The following is a 651-nucleotide window of genomic DNA, read 5'->3' as shown; positions in this document are numbered from 1 at the left end:
CCTCAAGGCTGGGGTTGACGTGCCCGTGGGCCGCGATGCTGAACATGGCGATGTGGGCGCGTTCGGTTGTCGTCATGATCGGGACTGTACGCGAGACGATACGTCTCGTGCAAGACGATACGTCTCGTCCATCTCCCTGGGTCGCGAGACGGCGGCTCGGGTTCGGGGTTTCGGGTTCGTGGTATCGGGTTTCGACGGGTGAGGGCCCAGCGGCTCGGGGCAAGGCGGCTGGGGGCTCGACGGATGCGAGCCCGGCAGCCCCGCCGAGCCCCCCGGCCGGTGGCGCTCAGCGCTGGTAGCGCGCGAGGACCAGGTTGCCGTCGGAGACCAGCCGGTCCCGCAGCTCGCCGTCGTCGATCGCACCGCTGTAGAACTCCTGGAAGGCGGGCGTGGCCACCTTGTCCTTCCACTCCGGGTAGCCGCGCACGGACTGGGCGGGCGCCGGGCGCAGGTGGCCGGCGAGCGCGGTGCCGGTGGCCCAGCCGTGCCGCGGGGTACGCAGCGCCGGGTCGGCCAGGGCGGCGGTGCCGGTGGGCAGCAGCCAGTCGCCACGGGCCAGCCGCACCATGTTCGCGGGCCGCAACAGGAACTCGACGAAGGCCATCGCCTCGTCCTTGCGGCGGCAGTCCGCCGCGATCGACAGCGTCTGCG

2 pseudogenes are annotated in these 651 nt (G+C 72.2%); both read right to left on the bottom strand.

The features are described from left to right. A pseudogene (locus KUM32_RS45150) lies at window positions 1–185 on the bottom strand (glycosyl transferase); the annotation flags it as partial. A 101-nt stretch (window positions 186–286) separates the two neighbouring features. Further along, a pseudogene (locus tag KUM32_RS41320) lies at window positions 287–651 on the bottom strand (sugar ABC transporter substrate-binding protein); the annotation flags it as partial.

The sequence above is a fragment of the Streptomyces sp. AC627_RSS907 genome, assembly GCF_019049165.1.
This window is presented reverse-complemented; position numbering and strand designations above follow the sequence as displayed.